The organism is Pelagicoccus sp. SDUM812003, from assembly GCF_031127815.1.
Lineage (GTDB): Bacteria > Verrucomicrobiota > Verrucomicrobiia > Opitutales > Opitutaceae > Pelagicoccus.
On record NZ_JARXHY010000001.1, the window covers coordinates 488,647 to 514,155 of the forward strand.

The following is a 25,509-nucleotide window of genomic DNA, read 5'->3' on the forward strand; positions in this document are numbered from 1 at the left end:
TGTGGATTCTGTTAGTCTTCTTGTAGATCGGTTACGTCGACCTCAGGCTTTTGTTTCATAGCGAGGACACGCTGGTAGTAAAAACCGAGAGCAAACTCGCCTTGTTCGTCTGGCGAATGCGTCGCTTTGAGCCCTTCGTTTTCGACGATCCCATCTACGATTTCTGCGAGTTGGGATTCGAACCAGTGGGCAAGTCCGCCTTGGTCTTTTCGTATTTTCGAGAGGTGAGGTTGCGCCTTTGCCACAAGTCCTCCGAGGACTGCTGACGGGGTTGCGGAAGCTGAACTATAGTACTTGTCGATGACTGACGCATTCCGTTCTCCGAGCGCCTTTCGTTGGATGCCATCGAGTACCCTGAGGAGGCGGCCGGAAAGGAATGCCGGGCTTTTTTGTAGTCTGTTGTTTATTTCTGGCATAGTGGGTTTTATTTTGGATTTTTGGTAATGGTTTCGGGTAAGGAGTAATTTGATGAGAGCGGCTCTAGCTGGGGTGCAGTCGCCTGTAGTTGAAATGCGGCGACACGCTGTCATAAGTAGCTCGATGGGGACCGGGTGGCCCCGTCCTCGCAAGGCGCAGGTGAAGAGCTGTGTCCGGTATCGAGCGAGTTCGGGTGAACTCTCGCCTTTACCCTCTAGAGTCGAGACCAGTTGCCAGAGCGGCCAATTCGATTTGCGGTCTCCGACCGCGGCGACGATCGGTCTCTTTTTGACGTCCTTCTTTTTGTCGCGCGGATCGTAGAGGTTTCGGTCGAGCTGAATCTCTATGTCTTCGAACCAATGACGTGTATTCCTGACGGCCTCTTGTAGAGGCTGGTCGATCCAGTTTCGGATGACGCCGCGGGCGGAGCTGCCACTGAGGGCAAGGCAATAGAAGCGGGCTGCGGCTAGCTCGGCTCCCTTTTTCTCCATGCCTGAATTTGGGCTGTTGAATACTCCGACTGCGGTCTTCGCCGAGTCTGAGAGGTTCTCAATCTTAGGCTGAGCTTCAGCCGCTGAGATGAACCATTCCTCGTCGGATTCTGCTTTTGAGGAATCGCCCTCTTCGATGGCTTTTGCAGGATTGAGTTCTACCTCTGCTTGATCGCACCAGAAGAGGTAAATCGTATCGGAGGTGCGGTAGTGGCGATCCTTGTTTTTCTTGTCGCCGAGGTAGTTGATGGCTCGGACATATCCTTCCACGGCCTCTTCGGACATTGGGCTCACCAGCGCTTTGGAAAACCCATAAGAACCGAAAGCTGGCTTGTCGCTTGAGACCAAAGCCACTCCACCAGCGAGTCCGCCGGGAGCGACTTTTATTCTTGTGCCGTGGGTAAGAAGCGGTGAACAGAGCTTGCCTGTCACCATGCACGGGACGAACTCGTCTTTTTTTGATGCGTGACGTTCTTCTTCAGCGTGTTTCGACTTTTCTTTCCACCAGTCCTTTAGCTCGTCCCATTCGATAAGGTACCCAGGAAATCCTTCCACGCGAAACGTAATCCAGTCGGATGGCTTGAGCTTCTCGCTTTCAAATGCGTCTTTGATCGCCTGCTGTATGTCCGTATCTTTGGCGAGCTGTGCTAGGAAATTGACTACGGCCTGGATACCCGAATGGGGCTTGTCTGCCGCCAGGCTTTTCAGTTGTTCGAGAAACAAGTTTTGGGTCGCGATTGCGAACTTGTTGGCCTCTGGGTCAAGGTTAGGAACGACGCGGTTTGCGGTATCGGCTCCGAGACAGGCGATCGCCGCAGAATTGCGAGCAGGGATTTTCGAAACAGGCTTTTTGATCGGGTCGTTTTTCGTTCCGACCGGGAAGGTGCCGATGTAGGAGCCATCGGGTTTGAGATCGATGACGGCTCGGAGGGTTTGTTCGGTGAAATCGAGTTCCTCGAGCAGGCCTTTGGCCTGAGCGAAGCGATAGAGTGCGGGAAATATCATGGCTAGGCGCGGCGATAGAGGTTTTGTCTCATGTCAGAGACGTTGAGGATTCCGTTCTCGAGTTTGGCCGGAGCGAAGAGTGCGTATTCGGGAGCGTGGAGTCCGGGTGTTTTGCTAGCAGGGAAATCGAGGTCGTAGAGCATGATACCAAGGTCGCGGCTTTCTCTGATGGGGGCTTCCGATCCATCGGGAATCGCGAAGTAGGCAGCGAATTCGCGGATACCCAGGCAAGGTTGCCGCACGCATTGGCCGCGGTCCGCGCGTCGGGTAAACATCTCACGGTATTTTGCGGGTGTGTCGTTTGGCGTTGGCTTTTTCACAATCAAGCTAGCCTCGATGATATAGGCCACGTCCTTGAGGATGACGCTATTTCGCTGGGTCCGGTTTTCGCCTTGCACGTCGTCGCGCCCTGCGGAATCGACAAGGTAGGGCTGGTATCCGCTCGGGTCCTTCATCCAGGCGTTCACCCCGCTTTTCCCTTTGACGGTCACAGTGCCCTGTATCTCGTTTCTGCGAATCGAGGTGAAGCGGATGGGATTTAGTACCTGGATACGCTCGATCTCGTACATGATTTGAGGTTTCCAGAAGACAGCCTCGAGGGTGCCGCGAGCTGCGGAAGGGGTCATGACTGGATAGGAAACGCGCTCGACCCGCGTTTCAGGGCTGGTGAAGCAGGCGTAGTCGCCCCAGACTTTGAGGGAGATTGGGATGGTTGCTGGCATGGGTACGGAGAGATCAGATTTTTTCGAAAGGAGAAAAGCGAAGGGTGGATTGGTGTAGGGAAACGGGCTCGTATTCAGGGTCTACTTGAGCTGGTATGTCACCCATGACCGTAGAAATGGATTGCATCAGATTTTCGCACGCGGAGTCCGGGGTGTTGCCAGTTCCGACTGCTCCCGGATGAAGAGAACAATTTGCGAAGTAACCGAAGTCTTCATGGTAGGACACCATCACAATTAGGTGGTTTGAAAGCATGGACCAACTTAAGACGGGAAAAATTGATTTTTGGCAATTCTTTTTGATTGAGTGTGTCGGTGTGGAAGATTGCATTAAGGCGAGCAGGAAGCGCTTTCATAGAGCCTAAGTTATTGGTTTTGTGCGGATTGAAACTTAAGTTGGTCCAGCATTTCGCTGATTAATCGCCGCCCGAATTTTTTTCGGGCGGCCTTTCTTTCTACAAAATCGAATGCTCATCGAGCAGGACACCGTCGGGGTTGTAGCCGAATCGGGGGTGGTAGCTTTGGGTGATATGGAGCCCGTTGGAGAGTTTGCGGAGCTTGCCTTTATCGATGCCTTTGGCGGCTTCTGAGGCGCGAAGGTTGATGCAGAGCGGCGCAATTGAACGTCGTTCGTAGCGCGTGAGCGGCTCGTATTCGCGGGATTCGAGTTCGCCGATCCAAGCTTTGGCTTCCTCATTGTAGTCGGTCAGCACGGACTCGGTTGGCTCGTCTTCGTCTATCCACTTGTAGCTTTGTCCAATCGTTCGGTGCAGACGGCTGGCGCTCATGCCCACGATGTTCTTTGTGTCGCGATCGGTATCGTGATAGAGGTCGCGAAAGTAGGAGCGGATGGCTTTGGGGGTGATTTCACCTCCGCCGCCCTGAGGCAGGTATTTCTTAGCAAGGGCTGTGGCCTGTCGGTAGACGCCCGGCGGCAAGGTAGCTCCGGCCAGGTTGACGACTTCCACCTCGCCAAGCTTGGGATTGCCAAAACTGTCGGTGAGCTTGCCTTCGCGGTTGCAGCGTCCCGCAGCCTGAAGGATGGCGTCGAGCGGTCCAAGCGCTCGGAAAACTTTGGGGAAATCGAGGTCCACGCCAGCCTCGATCAGCTGGGTAGATACAACGAGGCAGGCAGTGTCGTTGTCGCTCAATCGAATGCGAATGACATCTAAAACATCCTGTCGATGAGCGGGGCACATGTATGTGGAAAGGTGATACAAACCACTATCTGCGGATTCGGCTTTAATCGCTTCGAAGAGCTCTCGTGCGGAACGACGAGTGTTGACGATGGCAAGGGCGCGATTCGTCTGTGAGACGCGACGGGCGAAATCTGGCATTCCTATTTCCTGATCCGAGAATCGGATGCGTGTGCGTTTGAATTCAGAACGCTCGTGCAGGCGCCAGCTTTTATCATCGGGGATGATTTCGGTTATTTCCGGAAGTCCGGCGTCGAAAAATTTTCTCCGCTGAAATGCGGGTTGAGTAGCAGTGCAGAAAACGAGGGATGTTTTTCCGTAGTCTGTTAGAGCGTTCAGCGTCTTGAGCGAGGGGTCGAGGAGCTCCGGGGGAAAGGTTTGGCACTCGTCGAAGAGCACCACGGAATTCATCAGCCGATGCAGCTTGCGTAGTGCGGAAGGTCGATATCCGTGGAGGCTTTCGAAAAACTGCACGTTCGTCGTGACGATGAAAGGAGCGTCCCAATTTTCCGCGGCGAGCCTGGCTCGAGTCGCTACTGAACTAGTAGGTTCGTCTTGGTCGTCGTCTTTCTGCCAGTCGGCTAAACTGTGGTGCTCGAGCACATTGTGCGATCCGAATAGCTTGGCGAATACGCGAGCGTTTTGTTCGATGATCGAGGTGAAAGGGATGACATAGATCACTCGTTTGAAACCGTGCCTGGCAGCGTGCGCCAAGGCGAATGCTGCGGAGGCGATCGTCTTTCCTCCGCCCGTTGGCACGGTGAGGGAGAAGATTCCGGGTGAGTTTTCTTCCCCTGCTGCGAGGCAGCGTTTGGCGATGCGGGTGCGAAGTTGGTTGAGCGAGGAGGGGTCTGGCGCTTCCGCAAACGAGACAATCTGCTGATTTAGCTTTTCGAGTAGACGATCAATGCCGTCGTGTTTGGGCTCTGGTCGCGAGTTGTCCTTCGTTTCGCGGAAGTGCTGATCTGTATCCAAAAAGTCAGCATCAGCTAGTGCTGAGAGGAGGAGGCGAAGATGGAGATCGAGTGATGGTGAGCCGATTTTGTCTCTCAAGGTCGCTTGGGGCTTAGGCGGTTTGGGTAAGCCGTCGTTCAAGTAGGCCTCTTGGAGTTTCGGCAATATGCCAGCTTCGCGGACCTCGATTAGTTTCGCTTCGAACTCATCTGAGAAGTCGTGCAGTCCCGCGTGGTGGCTCGCGATGACGTTCGATAGAGTCGGAAACTGCTGAAGTAGCGCCGCTCCGTGAATCGCATGAGGCGTCCGGGGTGTCCCGTGTTCCAGGTATGTTTGGAAATCAGGCTGGTACTTACCTAGGTCATGCAGAAGGCCGCAGATGTAGGCCTCGTAACGGGCTCCGAATGGTGCCGCGAAACCGGCTGCCAGTTTCGCAACGTTTTGCAGATGGACCGATAGCGGCTGCCAGCTGTTTTTGGGTAGCGGTGCACCGGTTGGACCTTCGGCGGTGTGGGCGTAGAATTGAGGTGGGAACAAGGTGCAGAGGGATTAGTATTATTTCCTAAGGAATTATCGTTTTTATTTTAAGCAAAAAGTCAGTGATGGGTAGGTTTGCTGGGAATCTTATCTCTCGGAGTAGGACAAGCGCGGTCTCAGGCTCTGATGTTGGCTGAGATGGCGCATTCTTGCTAACGGGATAAAGTGATTGCGTTTTGGCACCGTTCTGCATGCTAAACAGCATCATGGGGAGTTTGACGATACGACGGGTTCCGGAGGGGTTGAAGGAGAAGCTGGTTCGCTCCGCTCGGCGCAATCGCAGAAGCTTGAACCAAGAGGCTCTGGTGTTGCTAGAGGAGGCCATGCGCCAGGAATCTGCGAGTGCCGATGTGGAGGAGCAGTTGAGCCGGATCAGAGCATTGCGGGAGGGCATCGAGCCGCTTACGGCCAATGAAATTGATGCTGCTCGGCGAGAGGGGCGGGCGTAATGTTTTCGCACCTGAAAAGATAGGACTTTGCTTTGGGCGCTGATAGTGAAGCTGTAGCTGTCGATTCCTGCGCGTTGGCAGATTTGTTTGTCGGTACAGAGAGTCTGCAAACTGACGCGGAGGCCCTGCGTCGACGGTTTCCGCGCTGGCTGGCGCACCCGCTGATTGTGAGTGAGTTTGGCAATGTGCTGCGGACTTACCAGAGGGCGGGACGCATTTCGGAGGAGAGGGCGAGTGACTTTTTGGCAGAGGGTCTTTCGATGGTGGAGTTGGTTGACGAGGTCGGGGCGAGTGAAATCTTGAGAGAGTCGATAGCCAGTGGTCTGACGTTTTATGATGCGACTCATGTGGCAGCGGCTCGCGAGATGGGGCTAAGCTTGCGAACGCGAGACAAGGGAATTCTGAAGCAGTGCAGTGATGTGGCGTCGCCGATACGGATCGGAAAATAGCCTTACCATTCGGAAGCGAACCTACCGAGGTCGGGTCCTGGGCTGGCGAAACGAGTTCGGAGAAATTCGCCAGGCCTGCTAGTCTGTAGGAACCGAATGTCCCGGCCCTCGGACGGCGGATGTCCAAGGGCTTGCGCTAGGGTGGGCGGGTGAGGGGCGAGGCAGACGAGACAATTTTTTTCGAGGGGCAAATTCTTGGGGCTGAGGCGCCTGCGAAGGCTTTACGTTTTGCGGGGCGCGGGGGCGTTGACGGGGGCTCTCGGGCGCTCTGCAATGGGGGCGTGGCGACGGCTCGAACAGGCAGCGCGTCGACCCGTCTGGAGGAGATGTTTGGCGAGCTCGGAGTCGAGCGCGCGCGACCCGCGGAATCGGAAGCTCTCAGGACGGGTGTCGACGGTTTGGACGAGGCTCTCGAGGGAGGGCTGCGCTCGGGGCTGCTTACGGAGATCGCCGAAGCTCGGGCGAGTGGAGGCGGTCAGGCGCTGTTGCTGCATCTGCTAGCGGCGATGCGTCGAGCTCAGCGCTTTGCGGCGTTGGTGGACGGCACGGATTCTTTCGACCCGCAGACTACGCCGAAGCCTTTGCTGGAGCATTTGCTATGGGCCCGTTGCCGGTCCGCGAGCGAGGCCATGAAGGTGGCGGACGCCTTGCTGCGTGACGAAAACCTCGGCATGGTGCTGGTGGATTTGCGCGACATGGAGCAGCGCGAGCTGCGCCGTTCGGTGAAGTCGGCGGATTGGTATCGTTTGCAGCGTCTGGCGGAGCGTTCGAGCTCCTTCGTGTGCGTTTTTACGCCAGAGCCGATGATTCCCAGCGCTCAGGTTCGAGTGTCGCTGCTTGGTCAAATGTGTATCGATAAACTGGATGCGTCGATCGACGATTTGGGCCGATCGCTGGAGATCGACGTGCTAAGAAAGCGTACGCGGGAACGGGAAGCTTTTCCTCGGCTGGTGCAGCGTGTGGGCTAGGGATGGCACGCTGTGATAGCGAGTGGCAAGGAAGTGTATTCGAATTTTGGATTTTGATAAATGTATGCGGTTCTACAGATTCCTCGTTTGGCGTTGCAGGCGGTCTTGTCGGTGGGAGGGAGATTCGAGGCGGCGTCCGAACCCTGCATTGATGATGGATCGGTCTTGCCTGTCGCTGTGGTCGACCCGACGGTCAAGAAGCCGGTGGTGCTGGAAGTGACGGAGCCAGCTCGCCGAGAGGGAGTTGTAAGCGGAATGTCGATACCTCAGGCTTTGGCTCGTTGCGAGGGGCTGGTGGCGCGTTATCGTTCTGAGCGAGCGGAACGCTGGTTGGAGGGCTTGCTGTTTACGCTGGCTTGTACGGTCTCGCCGCGTGTGGAAATCGACGGGCCAGGCAATGTGTTGGTGGATCTGCGCGGGGTTAGGCTTAGCGAAGCGCTGGGGCGTTGTTCGGAGATTGCCCAAGAGCTGGCCGTGATGGGAGTGACGTTGGGAGTCGGCGTGGCGGAAAGCTGCGTGGTGGCGTCGCTGGCGTCGTGTGAAGTGGAGGGAAAGGTGTTGGTGGTGGGGGTCGATGCTCCGCCTTCGGAGCGCGCTGGGACAGCGGACGCTGCCTTAGGCCGGTTTATGGATGCGCTGCCTTTGTCGAAGGTGGCCATGGACGATGGCTTGCGAGCGGTGTTGGAAAAATGGGGGATTCGCACGGTGGGGGCCTTCGCAAAGCTGAAGCGTTCGGCGGTGGGAGCTCGGCTGGGGGTGGAAGGCGTTTTGCTGTGGGACCGTTTGACGGGGCGTGAGCAGCGCGTGGTGTCGGTGGCGGAGGTGCCTGATGATTTTATCGAGTCGTGGGAATTTGAATACGATGTGGATTCCGTGGAGCCGTTGCTGTTTCTCGCCCGCCGTTTTCTCGATGCTCTGTCGGCGCGCATGCGGGTGGCTCACAAGGTGGCGGTCGCGATGCGGATGGAGCTCGGGCTGGCTTACGGGGAACCGCTATCGGTGGTCCAGAAGGTGCCGGAGCAGACGAGCGATGCGGAGGCGCTCTTTCGCTTGCTGTCGGCACGGTTGGAGGAGCTTGAGGCGGAGTCGCCGGTGGCGCGTATGGAGCTGCGGCTGGAGGTGGCGGACTTCAAGGAGCGGCAGCTTGGACTTTTCGAGAGCAGTTTGAAGAACCCGCATCGCTTCACGCAAACCTTGTCGCGAGTGGCGGGCATCATCGGTGCGGATCGCGTGGGGCGGCCTTCCCTGGATGCGGATGGGCGGCCGGACGGATTCGAACTGGGAGCTTTGCCATCGTCGGTGCCGCCGCTGCGGGAGGAATTGTCATTGAAAAGCTGTTACGGAATGCCGTTGCGACGTTTTCGTCCGGCACGCGCCGCGGCGGTGGAGCTGCAAGGGCGTTTCCCTGTTTGGGTTCAGGCGGAAGGCGTTTCGGGCTTCGTGAAGGCGGTGCGTGGCCCTTGGCTGCACTCGGGGCATTGGTGGGAGGAGACAGGGAACTGGAATCGCGTGGAATGGGATGTGGAGCTCAACAAGGGTGGTGTGTATCGAATTTGCAAGGACGAGGAGGGATGGAAGGTGGAAGGCGCGTACTAGATGGCTTTTGGAACCACGAATGGGATGAAGGTCTGCGTATGCTTTTTCGCCCACAGATTGCTCAGATGGGCACTGATGGCTTGATGGCAATAGGATTGGATTGAGATGGAGAATAGATGGGTTTGAGTGGATATGTAGAGTTGCATGGCCGGTCGGCGTTTTCGTTTCTGCGCGGGGCGTCGCAGCCGGATGAGTTGGCGGAGGCGTGCTCGGATCGAGGGGTGCTGGGCATGGCGGTGTGCGATCGCGGCGGCGTGTATGGCTCGGCCCGTTTTCATGCGGAAGCTAGCGAGCGTGGGGTGAAGGCCATCGTAGGCTGCGAGCTGCCGATGGAGGATGGTTCGGCCTTGCCGGTTGTCGTGAAGACTCGGGCCGGGTACCGGAATCTTTGTCGTTTGCTGACGGATACGCATTTGCGAGGGGCGAAAGGCGAGGGTAGGGTGAAGTGGAGCGAGCTGGAGGGACGAGTCGGCGGTTTGCTGGCGTTGACGGGAGATGAGGAAGGGCCGCTTTATGAGGCTTGGCAGCGAGGGGATCGAGAGCAGGTGGAGAGTCGCTTGGATGCGCTGATCAAGGGCTTTGGCGACGAGAATGTTTATGTGGAGTTGCAGCGCAGGCACGAACGTGGCGAGCAGCGCTGGGTGCGGGCCATGCGGGATTTGGCGGAGGCAAGGCGCTTGTCATGGGTGGCCACGAATGGGGTGAGCTACGCTCGGCCTATGGGGCGGGCCTTGATGGATGTCTTTACCTGCTTGCGTGAGAAGGTGACGCTGGACGAGGCGGGCTCGTTGCTGAGTCGAAATGGCCAACGCTTCGTGAAAGCGCCTGAGGAAATGCGGTATCTGTTTCGCGATATGCCGGAGGCGGTGGACAATACGTTGCGGGTGGCCGAGCAGGTGGAGTTTTCGTTGGAGAATCTTGGATACGAATTCCCTTCCTATGACGTGCCGGCGGGGCATTCCATGAACAGCTACCTGAGGGAAGTCGTTTGGAAGGGGGCCCGCAAGCGCTACGGAGGGGAACCGAGCCAGAAGGCCCGGCGGCAGATGGAGTACGAACTGGCGGTGATCGCTAAGTTAGGATTTTCTGGATACTTCTTGATCGTGTGGGATCTGGTGAACTTCTGCCGGGATCATTCCATCTTGGCCCAAGGGCGTGGCAGCGCCGCCAATAGCGTGGTGTGCTTTTGCTTGGAGATCACGCCGGTGGACCCGGTGGAGGCGGGGCTGTTGTTTGAGCGGTTTCTGAACGAGGAACGAAAGAGCTGGCCGGATATCGACATCGACTTGCCCAGCGGGGATCGGCGCGAGCAGGTGATTCAGGAAGTGTACCGTCGCTACGGACGCCATGGAGCGGCTATGACGGCGAACGTGATCACCTACCGACGCAAGAGCGTGGCTCGGGAGGTGGGCAAGGTTCTCGGGTTTCCGGAGGAGGCGCTGGGGCGATTTTCGTCGCTGTTCGGCAGCCACAACTACGAGCATGGAGTGGGGCTGGAGGAACAATTGGAGAAGTCCGGCATTTCGAAACAGCATCCTCGAGCGCGGGCGTTGTCGAAGCTTTGCCAGCAGATATTGGGCATGCCTCGGCATTTGGGGCAGCACTCCGGAGGCATGGTTATTTGTCAGGGATCGCTGGATACGGTGGTGCCGCTGGAGCCAGCTTCCATGCCGGGACGATCCGTTTGCCAATGGGACAAGAACGACTGCGAGGATCTGGGCATCGTGAAGGTGGACTTGTTGGGGCTTGGTATGATGGCGGTGATGCAGGATACCATGGAGTCGCTCAATGCGAAAGGCGTGCCGATCGACTTGGCTTCGATACCCAAGGACGACAGGGCGACCTTCGAGATGATGCAGCGCGCGGACACCATCGGGGTCTTCCAGATCGAGAGCCGAGCTCAGATCGCGACCCTGCCGCGCATGAAGCCGAAGACCTTTTACGATGTGGTGGTAGAGGTGGGTATTATTCGCCCGGGCCCGATTCAGGGCAAGATGGTGCATCCCTATCTGGAGCGTCGCGAGGATTCGAGCAAGGTCTCCTATATCGATCCCCGTTTGGTGGATACGCTGAAACGTACGCTAGGCGTGCCCTTGTTCCAGGAGCAGATCTTGAAGGTGGCCATGGTGATGGCTGGTTTTTCAGGAGCTCAGGCAGAAGAGCTTCGTCGAGCGGTGAGCACCTTTAGCACCAATGAAAGGCGAATGAACAAGGTGCTGGGGAAGCTGGTGAACGCCATGCGAAATCGCGGCGTGAGCGAGGACAAGGTGGAGCAGGTGGTGCAGGCGGTTTCGAGTTTCGCCCACTATGGATTCCCGGAAAGCCATGCTATCTCCTTCGGTTTGCTCGCTTATGCGAGCACGTATCTGAAGTGTCACTACGGGGCGGAATTTTACGCCGGACTGCTCAATAACCAGCCCATGGGCTTCTATGCGCCGGCGACTTTGATTCAGGATGCCAAGCGACACGGCGTTCGCGTGCGCCCTGTGTGCGTGATGAAATCGGACTGGAAATGCGTGGCGAAATGGGGGGGGAGCGTGTCTGCCGGCACGGCGGAGGCTGCCGATGGGGAGGAGATCCGGCTTGGTCTGGTGATGGTGAAGGGGCTTTCGTCGACGCGAGGCAAGGCTTTGGTTTTGGAGCGCGAGCGACGTGCGTTTTCCTCGCTCAAGGATTTCCGGTTTCGCACCCGCCTGAACAAGGAGGAGCTGCGGCAGCTGGCCTCGATCGGGGCTCTGAACTGCTTTTGCGGCGATCGGCGCAAGGCGCTGTGGGAGGTGGAGACGCTGTTAGACGAAGACGATTTGTTCGCGTTCGTGGACGAGCCGGAAGAGGAGCTCAGCCCGCTGGAGATGATGACGCATCTGGAGCGGCTGCAGGCGGATTATCAAGGCGTCGGGGTGACAGTCGGAGGGCATCCGATGGCTTCGCTGCGATCGAGCTTGCCGCAGGTTTGGAGAGCTTGCGATCTGGCGAGCACCCCTCCGAACGCGCGTGTGACGGTGGCGGGGCAGGTGATTTGTCGCCAGCGACCGGGTACGGCGAAGGGGTTTGTGTTCATCTCGCTGGAAGATGAAACGGGAATCAGCAACGCTATCGTGGTGCCCACGCTTTTCGAGCGTAGTCGTTTAACCATTACGCAGGAGAAGTTTCTTAGAATATCCGGCGTGTTGCAGAATATGAAAGGCGTGGTGTGCGTGAAGGCGGATCGAATCGAACCGCTGCTGGCGGGAGAAATGCCGGCCTCGGCGAGTTACGATTTTCATTGAAGGGGGGAAACGGTGAAAGCGCGCGCCCGGAGGTCCCGCTCCACCATCGGCTTGCAGCGCAATGGTGGAGCGCGACCTCCGGGCGCGTTCGAAAACACGATCTAGATTATCGTCAGGCCTTTTGGAGAAGGGTGAGCAGTTTGCGGTCGAGCTGGTAGCCGTGCCAGTCCTCGTAGTCGACGTCGTCGCGGCCGGAGTTGAGGATGCCGAAGTCGCCCCGCATTTCCCACAGGGCGAAGCCGATGCCGCGCTCGGAGAGCACGCTGAGCACATCGCCGAACCAGGCGAGGAAGACGTCGTGCGGGGTTTGGTTGTAGCAGCCGCATTCCCCGCAGTGTACGCCTACGCCCATGTCCTGCAGATCGAACCATGGCTGGTAGAATTCCTCGAGGAAAGCTCGGTTGGCGCCGGGTCCGTCTGGCCATTGGGGAGTGGGGAGGGCGCTGGGATCCTTGTACACCCAGGGGGCCTTGTGGTGCGAAATGTTGAAGGGCACGTATCCTCGGCAGCTTTGGGCGATGCCGAGATCGGCGAGAGCCGGCACGGCCTCATGTCCTCCATTGTTTCCGTCGGCGACGATGAGGGCGTCGGGCTTGACGCCGCGGATGGCGTCGCAGGCGGCTTTGGCGACGCGATGGTAGACCTCGGGCTGGAGTGGTTTTCTCTCCCCGTGTTGGTCGTTCATGTCTTCGCGCATGCTGGGTTCGTTGACCAGATCGAAGCTTATCCGTTCGCTGGATACGCCTTGGTAGCGTTTGGCCCACGTTTCCCAATGGAAGCAGAAGGCGTCGAGGGCCTCCTGGTCGGTCCAGAGGTTGTAGGGCTCGTGGAAACCTGCGTTGATGCAGTATCCGGGCGCTCGATGCAGGTTGAGGCTGACGTGCAGTCCGTACTTGTGGGCCGACTCGACCAGCGCGTCTACCTTTGCCACCTTCGCTTCATCGATGCGGTAGACCTGTTCGGGGGTGATGTCCTGCGAGTAGTCGATATCGAGGTAGGATGGGTAGGCCATGGGGACGCGCACGAAATCGAAGCCCCAATCGCCCATCCATTTGAAGAACTCCTCGGGAGTGGCGGGCCGAGCGTTGGCCGGATTGGGGTTGAAGAAATCCAGGAAATTGAAGCCTTTCCATTTGGGGAGCTTCTGCGGGGCTGGCGTCATTGCGTTGGCGTTGAGGGTGCGGGAGGTGGACAGCCCGATCCCGGCGGCGATGCCGAGACCGGTTTTGCGAATGAATTCTCTGCGGTGGATCGAGGGGTAGCTCATGGTGGCGCGGGGTGGGGTGGTTTACGAAACGTAGTTCAAAGGGCGCGTTTATTCAAGGTCTGGCGGATTGAACCATGCGGCGGCGTAGGGGTAAAGGGGATACGTCACTATTCGTTATGAATGGCCCGCTTGCGGCGGTTTCCTGCAAGGCTTTCGCGGGCCTTGACCCGCGCTTGATTGACGGCATGGTGTTGCTTGTCCTTTCCTTCCTATCCATGTCTTCGCTATTGCCAGAACGCGACACCGCTTGCCCTCATTGCGACTTGCTGGCGCGGGTGCCGGCTTTGCAGCAGGGCGAGAGAGCGAGTTGCCCGCGCTGCGGGGCCGAGCTGGCCAAGCGTTGCCGGGGCGATTGGCAGCGGGTGGGGGCGTTGGCATTGGCGGCCTGCATTTCTTTGGCCATGGCGTTGAGCGGGCTTTTTATGGAACTGCGTAGCGCGGGCGGCGACCAGAGCTCCACTTTGATCGGTTTTCCGATATCGCTAGCTTTGGAGCGCCCTCTGCTGGCTGGCATTGTGGCATTTTTCTGCATCGGCGCTCCGGCGGGGCAAGCGGTGGGGCTCCTGGCCCTGGCGACGGCGTTCCTGCTCGGGGCTCAGAGCGCGAGATGGACGTGGATCGTTCGTTCGGTGAAGTGGCTGCAGCCTTGGAGCATGGCGGATGTTTTCGTGGTGGGCATTTTGGTGAGTCTGATCAAGATTCTCTCCTTGGCCCAGGTCGGCTACGGCTTGTCCTTTTGGGCGTTCATCGGATTCTCGCTATGCTTAGCTGGCGCTTATGCCAGTTTCGATGCCAAGGGAGCGGTCGCTGAACTGGAGGGAGCGGAGCGATGAAGGGCGAGGTCGAGGCGATGAGGAGCGTTTCGGCGCGTTCGCTGGGGCGGGGCGGATGCCAGCGATGCGGTTCGGTGACGGACCTCGAGGGCTCGTCGCGGTGCGCGGTGTGCGGGGCGGGTTTGGGCAGCCGCAAGGCTGACAGCGCTCAGCGTACCCTCGCTTGGCTCGTGACCGCGATGATCCTTTACGTACCGGCCAACGTCTTGCCGATCATGCGCACCGAGCGGTTGGGCCGCGTCATGGACAGTACGATCATCAGTGGGGTGATCGAGCTGTGGGGCCATGGCTCCTATTTGGTTGCGGGCATCATTTTTTTCGCCAGTGTGCTGGTGCCGATGGCCAAGATCTTTTCCCTCCTCTGGCTCTGCTGGCTCGTTTCTCCCATGGGGGCGAAAGGGTGCCGGCCGCAGCACTCGAGACTCTACGAGTTGACCGAGCTAGTGGGCCGCTGGTCCATGATCGACGTGTTCGTAGTGGCTGTATTGGTTTCACTGGTACAGCTAGGAGGTTTTGTATCCGTGAAAGCTGGACCGGCTGGTTTGGCGTTCGCAGGAGTGGTGCTTTCGACCATGTTAGCGGCGCGCAGCTTTGATCCGCGGTTGCTTTGGGATGCGATCGAGCAGCGAGGAAAGGAGCGGCCTAGGCATGTCTGAAGTCGCGAGAGTGAGCAAGCAGCGGCGTGTTTCCTCCATCTGGATCATTCCTGCGGTAGCTCTGGCGATCGGCGCGTGGATGATCGCGCAGGCGCTTCTAAGAGCGGACGCTAAGATCGAAATCCGTTTCGAAACGGCCCGGGGAATCGAAGCGGGGCGAACGGAGATACGGGCTCGCAACGTGGAAGTCGGCCTGGTGGAGAACGTTCGTTTGAGCGAGGATTCGCAGTCGGTAGTGGTGGAGGCAAGCGTGCAGCGGGAAGCGGCGCATTTGCTGCGAAAGGATTCCTCTTTCTGGGTGGTGAGGCCACGCATCGGCTTGGGAGGCGTGTCTGGAGTCGGTACCCTGCTTTCCGGCGCATATATCGAACTGGAGCCTGGATCGTCGTCGGAGAGCGAGCGAGCGTTCGTGGGGCTGGAGGAGATCCCTGCCACTCCTTCCACGGCCCGCGGTCTGCGGGTGCAGTTGGAGAGCGACGCTATCGGTTCGGTGAAGGTGGGGGACCCGATCTTGTTTCGAGGCACTCGTGCGGGGCAGGTGGATTCCGCTCGCTTCAGTCCGCAGGACGACGTGTTCCTCTATGATATCTTCATCGCCTGGCCCTACGACGCCCATGTGACGACTGCGACCCGCTTCTGGAAGGCCAGCGCCATCAGCATCGATGCGAACACCAACGGGTTTTCTGTGAGCGCGGATTCCTTGGAGTCCATTTTAAGCGGAGGCGTCGCCTTCGACCTGCCTGAGGGGCTCGAGCCCGGAGAGCAGCCGAGAGAGAATCAACGCTTTCGACTCTATCGTTCCTACGAAGAGATAAATCGGTATCCGTACAAGCACTACGTAGAATACCTCTTTCTTTTCAACGATTCGGTGCGCGGGTTGAATAACGGCGCTCCCGTGGAGTATCGAGGAATCCCGATCGGTCATGTCGTCGACGTGTCCTTCGGGTATCTGGACAGCGAGGACTTGTTCTCCGACGAGCAGATTCCCGTGCCTGCCCTTGCTCGCATCTACCCAGGGTACATCGAGCTAAGCGATTCGCCTGAATCGGTCGAGCGAGTGAGCGCTTTGATAGAGCAGCAGGCGGAACGCGGTCTGAAAGCGAGTCTTCAGCACGGAAATTTGCTAACCGGCAGTCTCTTTGTGGAAATGGACTTTTATCCGAACGAAGAGCCGCAATCGATTCGTCGTCAGGGCGGTCATACGGTTTTTCCGACTCGGTCGGTCGGGTTGAAGCAGATCCAGCGAAAGGTGACCGACATTTTGACCACGATCGAGTCCCTGCCTTTGGAAGACCTGTCGGAAAACATCGGTGGCGCCGCCTTGCACGCCAGCGAGATGATGCAGCACGCCAAGGAAATGCTATCGAAGCTTGAGACGCTGCTCGACGCGGAGTCCGTTCGGGACTTGCCGGGGCAGCTCGACGCGAGCCTTGAAGCGGTGCAAGCAGCTATGGAAGGGCTTGGCCCTCAGTCGCCATTTCACCAGAAGCTGGATCGATTGATCCAGAATCTGAATACGTCTACAAACGATCTTCGACGGCTTTTGATCAAGCTGGAGAATCGGCCGAGCGAGCTGATCTTTTCCAGTCCGGCGGAAGAGGATCCAGAACCCCGAGCGCCGCAGCCATGAGAAAACGTTTAGCCCATCGCGTGAAGCTCTACTTCGGAGGCTGTGTCGCCCTCGCGGTTTTCGCTGGAGCGAGTCTGGGGTGCCGGTCGGCGAAACCCCAGCTGGAGACGTCCAGCTATGTGCTGCTCTACGACGGAAAGGCCCTGTGGGAAGGCTCTCTCGAAGTGGGGAGCATCGAGATGCCGGCTTACTTGGATCGCTCGGGAATCGTCCTTCAGTTGGATGGCCTGCGAATGCATGCGGGGCGTTACCACCTGTGGGGCGAGCCGCTCGAAGCGGGCATGCGACGGGTGCTCGGCAAGCTGCTCGATGCGAAGGGCGGTCTGGCGCGCGACGCTGGCGTGGTGCGATTGCAGGTGGAGCGTTTTCACGGCACGCAAGAGGGAAGCGTCGCCTTTGAAGGTAGCTGGAAAGTGGACCCGATCGGCGGCGAGTTGGGGGACTGGCGTCGTTTTTCGATCGAGAGCTCCTTGCAGGCGGACGGGTATCCGGCCCTCGTGGCGGCCCATGTAAGCTGTTTGAAAAAGCTCTGCGATCAGATCGTGACGGAGCTGGGCCCGGATCGCGGCTAGTCCTGAATCGGCGGAACCGCTTCGAAGAGCAGCCGAGCGAAGCGGGGCGACGACTGTTCGTCGGTGAGCTGGTCCGAGCTGGAGGGGGTCCACGCCTCTAAGCTCTGTGATTGATAAACGGATACAGTCACGTCGCTCAATTCCTCTTCCGAGCGCGGCGAGAGGACTGGGGCGATGCGCAGAGCGGAGCCATGGCCAGCGATACGGGCGAGCGGGACTTTCGGATCCTTGGAATGGGGATCGCTTGCAAGGAAGTACTCCACGATTGTCGGTCGGCCATCCTGATCACTGTCCGCCGCGTCGTCAGCGGGCCGAATGCCATGTTCTTGTTTCCATGACTCGTAGGGACCGAGAGGGTTCAGATCGAGGTTGACCAGACGCACGTTGTCGAGGCGCACGCTTCCGTTGCCCGAGGAGAGGTCGAACTCGATGCGGCTGTTCGCGTCGGTAGCAAGCGAGTGAACGTGTTCCAGCAGATAGGTCTGCGGCTCCGTCGTCAGATTTATACTACGCTCTGCATAGGCCTGAAACGGTTCGGCGTTCATGGTCAGGGTGGCTTTCATTTCGTGACCGTCGACTTCGCTCCAGGCGTCAAAGGAAAGCTGATACCGATCGCCTGATTGGAGAGAGATTCCGCCTTGTCCGAACTGCGCTTCCCAGATGTTAGGGCCCGCTTGCGTGATGTGGATCCGCGCTGCCCCGTCTTCGACGGAAACGTTGGCTGCGGCGGCTTCGCTCACCCAACTGTACCAGTTTTCCAGGCCATTCGAGAAGTCGGTGTTGAGGTTCAGAGCGCTTGGATCGACGAACTGGGCGGTGAGGTCGAGATCGCGATTCACCTCGATGGTGGCCCGCAGTCCGCGCTCGACCTGAAGGTTCTTCCATTTGAAGAAACGCATGCCTACGTCAGGATCCGCCGACAGGGTGACACGTTCGCCAGCTTGATAGCTATCCTTCTGGGGGCTGATGCTGGTCAGGCCTGGACCAGTCGATTGCAGCAGGATGGAGTAGGGACCGGGCTGCGCTCGTTGGTACACTCTAACGTAGTCCACCAGAAACTGGCAGGGGAAAATGCTCTCGTCGATGCCCTGTTGTCCGCCCCAGGTTCCGCCGATCGCGAGGTTCAGCTTGAGGTGCTGCGGCCGGTGGAAAGGCCAGGTGGCGTCATCGCTGCGCTCGTCGTTGTAGAAGGTGAAGTATTTTTGATCGTCCACGAAGAAATCGATTTTGCTTTCGTCCCACTCCACCGCGTAGACGCGCATGGCGCTTTCCAGATCATCGCGTTCGACGGTGTCCCCGCGGCTGGTGTTGATTGCGTGATTGTAAGCGGTGGTGTGCACGGTGCCGTGGATGACGCCCGGCAGATAGCCGACGTACTCCATGATGTCGATTTCGCCGCAGGCGGGCCATCCCACCTCGCCGATATTGTCGCCCAGCATCCAGATCGCGGGCCAGGTGCCGGTGCCGGCGGGGACTTTTGCGCGGACCTCCACCCGACCGTAGGTCCAGCTGGCGGAGCGTCGCGAGGTGAGGGAGGCGGAGCTGTAGTCGTGTCCGGGCAGGTCGCCTTTTCGGGCTTCGATGATCAGATGGCCGTTTTCGATTCGAGCGTTCTCGGAGCGCTTGCGGGTGTAGTACTGGGCCTCGTCGTTGCGGATGTATCCCTCTTCCCAATCCCACCATTGGGCGTTCGGCAGACCTTCGGTCTCGAACTCGTCGCTCCAGACCAGCAGCCAGTCCTCCGCCAACGCGCCGTGGCCGAGCGAGAGGGCAGCCGGCAGGGTGAGCAGGGTAAGCAGAGCGAGGGCGGGCAAGCGCGTGCGAGGAGGGGAGAAGGGGTAGCGAGACATGGATTCGTTGTTTTTGTTAAGATGCGAAAAAGCGCAACAAAAAGGTGAGGAAAAAAAGGCTCCTCGCTCCGCGAAGAGGGGCGCTGCGGAGCGCGAATCGCGGATGGATCGAAAGGCGCGGACGCGGCGTCTAGAATCGGCTAGCCAAGCGCGGTGGCGAGCGTTAGAGCTAGCGGTCATGAACCCTTACCCCGTCCCTTTGATCCTCCTTTCTATGGTAGTGTCTTTGTCTCCCTTGTCATGGGGAGGCGATCTCAAAAAAGCCGCTTCGGAATCGCCTGAAACCTTTGTCTTGGTGCACGGCGCTTGGGGCGGAGGCTGGGACTGGCAGGGGATGGAGCGTTTGCTCGAGGCGGAGGGACATAGGGTGTACCGAGCGCATTTGACCGGTCACGGACAGCGGGCCCATCTGGCGAGTCCGGAGATCGATCTGAGTTTGCACATCGAGGATGTGATCGCCCTGATCGAATGGGAGCAGCTGCAGGACGTGTCGCTAGTCGGCCATAGCTACGGTGGCATGGTGATCACCGGGGTGGCGGACCGGGTGCCGGAGCGTCTGAATCGCCTGATCTACCTCGATGCGATCGTGCCCGAGCATGGTGAGAGCGTGAATTCCGCCTTCGGTCGAGACGGCGAGGAAAACGCGGGACCGGGGATCGAGGAAAACGGGTTTTCCATCCCCCCGTGGGTATCGGAGGGAGCGCCGATCCCGCACGATGTGCCGCACTCCCTCAAATGTTTCTCCGAAGCCCTGACGCTGCGAAACGAAGCCCGATTCGATGTGCCCACGACTTACCTCTACTACATCGATCCGGGGATGAGCGAGCAGGAGGACGCGTTCTATCCCTTCTTTCGCCGAGCGAAGGAATATGAGTGGAAGGCGGTGGCCCTGCCCGATTGGGACCACAACGCCCACCGCACGCATCCCCAGGAGCTGCTCGAGCTGCTGCTCAGTCGATGAGGCCCGCTCGTCGTGGCAGTCGCGGGTTGGCGTAGCCAGCGAGACTTTGCCTTTGGAAGCCCGCTCGCCGCGCCGCGGCAGGCGCAGGAAAAATCCCCGGGGCGAAGCCCCGGGGATTTCCGATTATCTATGGGCGCGTTTCAGCGCGGGTCGAAAGAGCGAAAACGGTTTTGGCGGCGAGGCCCGCGGTCGGTCGGACCCGATCGGCTAGTCGGTGGCGGTGCTGACGCTGCGGGCGTTGGGCACGTAGCGACGTAGCTGAGAGAGCTCTTTGCGCCCCATGTCGGTGAGGAATGCCGCTTTGCTCCAATCGATGCGCTTGATCTTGTCGATAGGGATCAGGTAGCGCTTGGGAAGCAGCTGGTTGCCGTTGTGCAGCACGAGGTGAACGATTTCCCAATCCTGCAGGTCGACGATGATGTCGTCCACGACGCCGATGGCTCCGTTTTGGTTTCGTATCGAATAATTCATGACCTTGCTCGCTGAATGCAGGTGATGCGTGGCGATGTCCTTGATGTGGCGCACGTGCTCCCGCAGCTCCTCCACGCTGTGCTCGTATGCGGAAGGCGGTGGTCGGTAGCCCACGACCTGGTCGGTTTGGGGGATCACTTTTGGCCGTTCGTCGTAGATGCCGTGGCGAAAGTAATGCTGAAACTCGGTTTCGTACTCCTCCTCCACCGAAGGGCGCTCGAAGGCCTTGGGGCAGTTTCGCACCTCCTCTTGGGTGAGTCCGGTGGGGAGGCTGCGTCGATCCGCCCCGATTCCAGGGGCTTCGAACTGTTCGGGCCTCATCAGCACGCAATCGCCCGCCTCGTCCTCCTGCGTCGGCTCGCTGAGGTAGCGCATGTTTATGTTGAATCCGCGGTGGACATCGATGACGAGCTGGCGAATGGCCCAGCTTCGGTCGCCGAACAAGATGTCCTTCACCTTGCCGACCTTGCCGTCCGTCGCGATCAGAGTGTAACCAATCAAGTCTTTGACGCTGCGTAGCATAACATTTTCCTCCCTGCTCTCGGCGGTTCGCGTTTAGGGTAGGTGATCGGAAAACGCTCCGAGAGTCCGGCGTTTCCCTCCGCGAAAGGTAATCGCAAACCGGTCCGCTCGCAAGTCGCCCGGATCGCTTTCTGGCCCAAGCCTCGCCTTTCGCTCCGACGCGCCGCGAAAAGAGTGAATAGCTGGCCCAGTCGAGCCGTCTCAAGGGGACCAGTTTCCCGTCGTATTAGTTGAAAGATGAAAACGCTCACCTCTCCTCGCCCCTCCTTTCCCCGAGCGCAGGGTTCGTTTGCGCGGGCAGTCCTTTTCGTCGCTGCCATAGCGGGCTTGAGTTGGATCCTATCCGGATGCGCCACCGGCACGGCGGCCTTTCGGCAAGGAGACTACACGGAAGCGGCCCGAGTCTCCGCCGATCGGCTATCGCGAAATCCGAACAATCGAAAGGCGGGAGAGGTGTTTCTCCAAGCTTACCCGCAAGCGAGAGAGCTTTGGCTGCAGAAGATCCGATCGGCTCGCGCGGTGGAGTCGGACCCCTTTCGCTGGGAACGCGTCTACGAGGCCTATCAGGTCCTGCGCGATCTGGCGAACCGCGCTTCGCTGACGCCGTTCGCGGCGCGCTCCGAAATCGTCGTTGATTTTCATCTGGATGACATCGAGAGCGCTCGTCGACACCTGGTGGAGGCTCGCGTCTCGCATGCGGAATCCCTCCTGGATCTAAACGACCGCTACGCGGCCCGAGAAGCCTACGATCATTTCGGTGTGGCCCTGCGCTACGCTGGCCAGCGCGAGGATCTTCTCGAGAGGCAGGACATCGCTCGCGAAGCGGGGACTCTGCTGGTGGGGATCGACCCCTCGCTGGCGCAGGGACACGGCATCAATCCTGAAAAACTGGATACGCTGCTGCTGGAGAAGCTGATGGATCGCCCCGCGCGCCTGTTCGTGCGCTTCCTGCCCGCGGCCCAAGCGGAGGCCGCTCAGGTCGCTCACTTCGCGCAGGTGGAGATTGGCGACCTTTCGCTGCACCGCAGCGAAAGCGAAGCCGGGCAGCGGGACTTCCGACGCGCTCTCGAAAAGGCGGAGGGCCAGGAGCATGACTCGAAGCGGGAAATCTCCGCCACCGTTTTCACCCGACGCAAGGAGCTGGCCGCTAGCTGTCCCGTCGTGGTTCGCGTTTTCCATAGCGGGACCCAGGAGACGCTGCTGGAGCGCTCGCTCGAAGTCGCTGCCGTCTGGAGCGCCGAGTGGGATGTGCTGACGGGAAACCGGCGCGCCTTGCCGGACGAGTCCTTTCGCTTCTCCGAACCGCCTGATCCCGAGCTTTCCGAAATGGCGGATAGAGAAGCCTACGAGATCGCTCAGCGCACGCGCGAGATCCTCGCCGACTTCTGCGGGCAGCTGTGAGTCGTCGGCCGAGCGTCGTCTCGGTCCACCGCTCTCGGACGAATGTAGTGGCTCTTTCGCTACGAAAGAAGGAGGCCGGTCGACCTCGCATACGCTCGCGGACTGGATACGTTGACTTTCAACTCGAGCCAGGTACGGTTTCGTTCTCCCCATCCGGTCGAGCAATCGCCTAGCATTGGTGGTTGAACTGAAGGCTAATATCGTACTTAAATACCGTTTATTTCCGTAATTCGACGTATCCCCCTTCCCCCTCCGCTCAGCTGCGGCGTAGGTCCGAAGCAAGCTTCTCCCGCCGTTTGTTTCGTCCGGACGCTCCCCGGCTGACTTTTTATGGCTAACGTTCTTCTAGTCGACTCCGACGAGGTCGCCCAGCGCGCGATGAAAGGCTTCCTGCTGCGTGGCGATCATCGTTTCGCGGCTGCGAGTTCGGCCCATGAAGCGTGGGAGTTCATTCGTCAGGTGGTGAAGGTCGACGCGGTGATTTGCGAGCTGCGTTTGAAAGGGGATGATGGTTTGACGCTCATTCAGCGCTTGAAGAACGACCCCTTTTTCCGGGCCTTGCCGGTGATCGTCTACACCGCTCACGCGGACAAGGAGAGCGTGAAGCAGGTATTGAGTCTTCGCGTACAGAATTTTCTGCTGAAGCCCTATCGGGAGGAGGCGTTGCTGCCGGAGATCGGAAAGGCCGTGGCGGATCCGTGGATCGACCAGCTTTTCGTTTCGGACAAGGAGATTTGCGCCAAGCACAATGTGGGGATCGATCGAGTTCGCGCCAAAAAGGAGGAGTTGGTCTCGCTGCTCGGCAAGGTCAAGGAGATGCTGGCGGACTTGGCGAAGCGCGAGAAGAGCAAGGAAGCGAGCGAAGTGCTGCACAAGCTGGGCGGGCGGGCGTCGCTGCTGGGAGCCCGCGGCTTGCTGCGGGCGCTCAAGATTTTGGATACAAAGGCCCTCGCAGGGGATTGGGGGGATTTTGAAAAGGCTTTGGACCTGCTCTCGTTGGGGGCGAGATTGACGGAGTTGAATCTCAACCCCGATAGCATTCCGGAGGCGTTTCTCACCGAAGAGGAAATCAACAGCGAAAAGGAAGGCGAGGCGCGAGAGCGTTGGGCAACGGCCCACCGGGAAGGACGCTGTCCGATGGTCGGCTGGGATCAGCTCAAGCGCGAGCTCGACAAGCTAACCAGCTGTCCGATCGTAGACTCCATCGCGGCGGCGTATCAGATGGCGGCCAACGGGCATCCCACCTCCCTCAGCCCTTTGCTCGATCTGGTGCGCAAGGATCCTGGGCTGACCGCGGAGATCCTGGCTTCGGCGAACCGCATGAAGCGTTCCGAAGATGATGGCGATCCGGGCATCTTGGAGGAGCCGCGCATGGCCATCGGCTGGCTGGGGGAAAACCGCTTGGCGGCTCTTGGCGGAAATCTGGTGACGGTGGAGGAGCGCCTGATCCGTGTCCCGCCACTGTTCAACTGGCCCAACTTTCGACTCTTCCAGCTGGGAACGGCTCACATGGCCCGTTTCGTCTGCGAGCACCTGGAAATGGCTTCCTTTTCGGTTTCCGCCTACACCGCCGGCATGATCCACGATCTGGGCAAGCTGCTGTTGATGCGTCTGCACCCGTTCGCCTTCCCCGCGATCCACGAGCACGCCATCCGCGAAGGCCTGACCCTGGCCAAGGCGGAACGCCATTTTTTGGAGGTCAGCACTTACGAAATGGCGGCTTACTTCGCGGAGAAGCAGGACTTGCCCAGGCAGTATGTGAACGTGTTCCGCTGGATGGAGAAACCGGAGGAAGCTCCAGTGGACTCCGATCTCGTGGCGGTGGTCTCGCTGGCCCGTGACCTCTGCCGGCGCAACGAGGTGGGCTTCAACGGGGATACGCCGGAGGATGATGCCACGCCGCTGGAGGAGACCTCCGAATGGCAGGTTCTCAAGAACCGCGTCTACCTGAACTTCGATCTGAAGAGATTCGAGAAGCAGGCCCACAAAGAGTGTCTCGCGATCCGCCGCGAGCTGCGAGGCCTCTTCTCCCGTTAGGCGCCCATCGTTCGCTAGGGCGTTGGTTTAGGTTGAATTGCGGGCACGAGCGATTTGACTGCCGAAATGGTAAGCATCGGCACCCCATTTTCATCAACCGCCAAGAAGGCTCTGCTCTGCGGCTCGGGAGAGCTCGGCAAGGAAATCGCTCTCGAGCTGCAACGCTATGGCGTGGAAGTGATCGCGGCGGACGCCTACGAAAACGCCCCTGCCATGCAGGTGGCGACCCGGTCCCGGGTGTTTTCCATGCTCGATGCCGAAGCCTTGAGACAGGTGATCGAGGAGGAGCGTCCGGATTGGGTGATTCCCGAAGTCGAGGCCATCGCCACGGAGGTGTTGGTGGAAATGGAAGCCAAAGGGGTGACTCAGGTGGCGCCTACCGCCCTGGCCACTCAGCTCACCATGAATCGCGAAGGGATCCGTCGCTTGGCGGCGGAGGAGCTGGGGCTGAAGACCTCGCCCTATCGATTTGCCGCCAGCTTCGACCAGTTTGCGGCTGCCGTTGCGGAGATCGGCTTCCCCTGCGTGGTCAAGCCGATCATGAGCTCTTCGGGAAAAGGGCAGAGCGTTTTGCGGACCCAGGAGGAAATGCAAGCGGCATGGACCTACGCCCAGGAAGGAGGGCGCGCGGGCAAGGGAAAGGTGATCGTGGAGGGCTTCGTCGACTTCGACTATGAAATCACCCTGCTGACCCTGCGTCACTGCGGGGGCGCTCATTTCTGCGATCCTATCGGGCACGTGCAAAAAGATGGCGACTACCGCGAATCCTGGCAGCCGCAGCCCATGAGCCCGAAGGCCTTGGAAAACGCCAGGAACATCGCCGGCGCGGTGACCGAAGCCCTCGGTGGATATGGGATTTTCGGAGTCGAGCTGTTCGTCAAGGGAGATCAGGTCTACTTCAGCGAAGTGTCTCCACGGCCTCATGACACTGGCATGGTGACGATGATTTCCCAGGATCTGTCCCAGTTCGCATTGCACGTCCGGGCGATTCTCGGTTTGCCGGTTCCGGCGATACGCCAGCTCGGTCCCAGCGCCTCCTCCGTAATCCTAGTGGAAGGGAAGTCGGGCAAACCAAGCTATGGAAACCTGGAAGAAGCCCTTCGAGAGCCGGACACTCAGCTTCGCCTCTTTGGAAAGCCGGGCGTTTCGGGAAAGCGCCGCATGGGGGTTTGCCTCGCTCGCGCCGACTCCGTGGAAGCGGCCCGAGCCAAGGCTGTCGCTGCTTCGTCCTCGGTGACGGTGGAGCTCTGAGCGGCGCT

Annotated in this window: 18 protein-coding genes; 12 read left to right on the top strand and 6 right to left on the bottom strand. The window is 59.2% G+C overall.

Features of this window, described 5'->3' with window-relative positions; translation table 11 throughout:
- Positions 1–11: 11 nt before the first annotated feature.
- From cas8c to cas3, 3 genes are all read right to left on the bottom strand, one after another.
- Positions 12–1,913 (bottom strand): type I-C CRISPR-associated protein Cas8c/Csd1, encoded by a 1,902-nt coding sequence (gene cas8c / locus QEH54_RS01955; RefSeq protein ID WP_309016931.1) that lies wholly within the window; start codon positions 1,911–1,913, stop codon positions 12–14.
- Positions 1,914–1,915: 2 nt separating this feature from the next.
- Positions 1,916–2,635: a type I-C CRISPR-associated protein Cas5c gene (gene cas5c, locus QEH54_RS01960; protein ID WP_309016932.1), complete on the bottom strand. Its 720-nt coding sequence runs from the start codon at positions 2,633–2,635 to the stop codon at positions 1,916–1,918.
- Between the two features lie 452 nt (positions 2,636–3,087).
- Positions 3,088–5,319, bottom strand: a complete 2,232-nt coding sequence (gene cas3 / locus QEH54_RS01965; RefSeq protein ID WP_309016933.1) for a CRISPR-associated helicase Cas3' — start codon at positions 5,317–5,319, stop codon at positions 3,088–3,090.
- A 191-nt stretch (positions 5,320–5,510) separates the two neighbouring features.
- Between cas3 and QEH54_RS01970 the strand changes: the two genes are divergently transcribed.
- The 4 genes from QEH54_RS01970 (at position 5,511) to QEH54_RS01985 (ending at position 12,050) form a co-directional block, all read left to right on the top strand.
- Entirely contained in the window at positions 5,511–5,768 is a 258-nt protein-coding gene (locus tag QEH54_RS01970) for an Arc family DNA-binding protein (protein WP_309016934.1), read from the top strand.
- Between the two features lie 730 nt (positions 5,769–6,498).
- Positions 6,499–7,185 carry a hypothetical protein gene (locus QEH54_RS01975; RefSeq protein WP_309016935.1) on the top strand — a complete coding sequence of 229 codons (687 nt, stop codon included), beginning with the start codon at positions 6,499–6,501 and terminating at the stop codon, positions 7,183–7,185.
- Positions 7,186–7,245: 60 nt separating this feature from the next.
- Positions 7,246–8,781, top strand: coding sequence for a DNA polymerase Y family protein (locus QEH54_RS01980; RefSeq protein ID WP_309016936.1), 1,536 nt, complete (start codon positions 7,246–7,248; stop codon positions 8,779–8,781).
- A 116-nt stretch (positions 8,782–8,897) separates the two neighbouring features.
- Positions 8,898–12,050 carry an error-prone DNA polymerase gene (locus QEH54_RS01985; protein WP_345785628.1) on the top strand — a complete coding sequence of 1,051 codons (3,153 nt, stop codon included), beginning with the start codon at positions 8,898–8,900 and terminating at the stop codon, positions 12,048–12,050.
- 112 nt (positions 12,051–12,162) lie between these two features.
- On the opposite strand, the gene QEH54_RS01990 is transcribed toward QEH54_RS01985, so the two are convergent.
- Positions 12,163–13,317: a cellulase family glycosylhydrolase gene (locus QEH54_RS01990; RefSeq protein WP_309016938.1), complete on the bottom strand. Its 1,155-nt coding sequence runs from the start codon at positions 13,315–13,317 to the stop codon at positions 12,163–12,165.
- Positions 13,318–13,433: 116 nt separating this feature from the next.
- Between QEH54_RS01990 and QEH54_RS01995 the strand changes: the two genes are divergently transcribed.
- Genes QEH54_RS01995 through QEH54_RS02010 form a run of 4 tightly spaced genes read left to right on the top strand, consistent with a single transcriptional unit; the run spans position 13,434 to position 17,008 of the window.
- Positions 13,434–14,150, top strand: a complete 717-nt coding sequence (locus tag QEH54_RS01995; RefSeq protein ID WP_309016939.1) for a paraquat-inducible protein A — start codon at positions 13,434–13,436, stop codon at positions 14,148–14,150.
- On the top strand, positions 14,147–14,806 hold the full coding sequence (locus tag QEH54_RS02000) for a paraquat-inducible protein A (RefSeq protein ID WP_309016940.1): 660 nt from the start codon (positions 14,147–14,149) through the stop codon (positions 14,804–14,806). Before QEH54_RS01995 ends, QEH54_RS02000 begins: the two co-directional genes overlap by 4 nt.
- Positions 14,799–16,436: an intermembrane transport protein PqiB gene (pqiB, locus tag QEH54_RS02005; protein WP_309016941.1), complete on the top strand. Its 1,638-nt coding sequence runs from the start codon at positions 14,799–14,801 to the stop codon at positions 16,434–16,436. Before QEH54_RS02000 ends, pqiB begins: the two co-directional genes overlap by 8 nt.
- Positions 16,433–17,008: a PqiC family protein gene (locus QEH54_RS02010; RefSeq protein WP_309016942.1), complete on the top strand. Its 576-nt coding sequence runs from the start codon at positions 16,433–16,435 to the stop codon at positions 17,006–17,008. Before pqiB ends, QEH54_RS02010 begins: the two co-directional genes overlap by 4 nt.
- Here QEH54_RS02010 and QEH54_RS02015 read toward each other — a convergent pair.
- Positions 17,005–18,858, bottom strand: coding sequence for a family 16 glycosylhydrolase (locus QEH54_RS02015; RefSeq protein ID WP_309016943.1), 1,854 nt, complete (start codon positions 18,856–18,858; stop codon positions 17,005–17,007). The genes QEH54_RS02010 and QEH54_RS02015 overlap by 4 nt on opposite strands.
- 214 nt (positions 18,859–19,072) lie before the next feature.
- Between QEH54_RS02015 and QEH54_RS02020 the strand changes: the two genes are divergently transcribed.
- Positions 19,073–19,819: an alpha/beta hydrolase gene (locus QEH54_RS02020; protein WP_309016944.1), complete on the top strand. Its 747-nt coding sequence runs from the start codon at positions 19,073–19,075 to the stop codon at positions 19,817–19,819.
- A gap of 207 nt (positions 19,820–20,026) precedes the next feature.
- Here the strand turns inward: QEH54_RS02020 and QEH54_RS02025 are convergent, their stop codons facing one another.
- A complete protein-coding gene (locus QEH54_RS02025) occupies positions 20,027–20,812 on the bottom strand; it encodes a PRC-barrel domain-containing protein (RefSeq protein ID WP_309016945.1) in 786 nt (261 codons plus the stop codon).
- Positions 20,813–21,139: 327 nt separating this feature from the next.
- Here QEH54_RS02025 and QEH54_RS02030 point away from each other — a divergent pair, with 327 nt between their 5' ends.
- The 3 genes from QEH54_RS02030 to purT all read left to right on the top strand — a co-directional run bounded on the left by QEH54_RS02030 (position 21,140) and on the right by purT (position 25,501).
- Positions 21,140–22,213 carry a hypothetical protein gene (locus QEH54_RS02030; RefSeq protein WP_309016946.1) on the top strand — a complete coding sequence of 358 codons (1,074 nt, stop codon included), beginning with the start codon at positions 21,140–21,142 and terminating at the stop codon, positions 22,211–22,213.
- Between the two features lie 330 nt (positions 22,214–22,543).
- Positions 22,544–24,250 carry a response regulator gene (locus QEH54_RS02035; protein WP_309016947.1) on the top strand — a complete coding sequence of 569 codons (1,707 nt, stop codon included), beginning with the start codon at positions 22,544–22,546 and terminating at the stop codon, positions 24,248–24,250.
- A gap of 66 nt (positions 24,251–24,316) precedes the next feature.
- Positions 24,317–25,501 (top strand): formate-dependent phosphoribosylglycinamide formyltransferase, encoded by a 1,185-nt coding sequence (purT, locus tag QEH54_RS02040; RefSeq protein ID WP_309016948.1) that lies wholly within the window; start codon positions 24,317–24,319, stop codon positions 25,499–25,501.
- Positions 25,502–25,509: the final 8 nt, after the last annotated feature.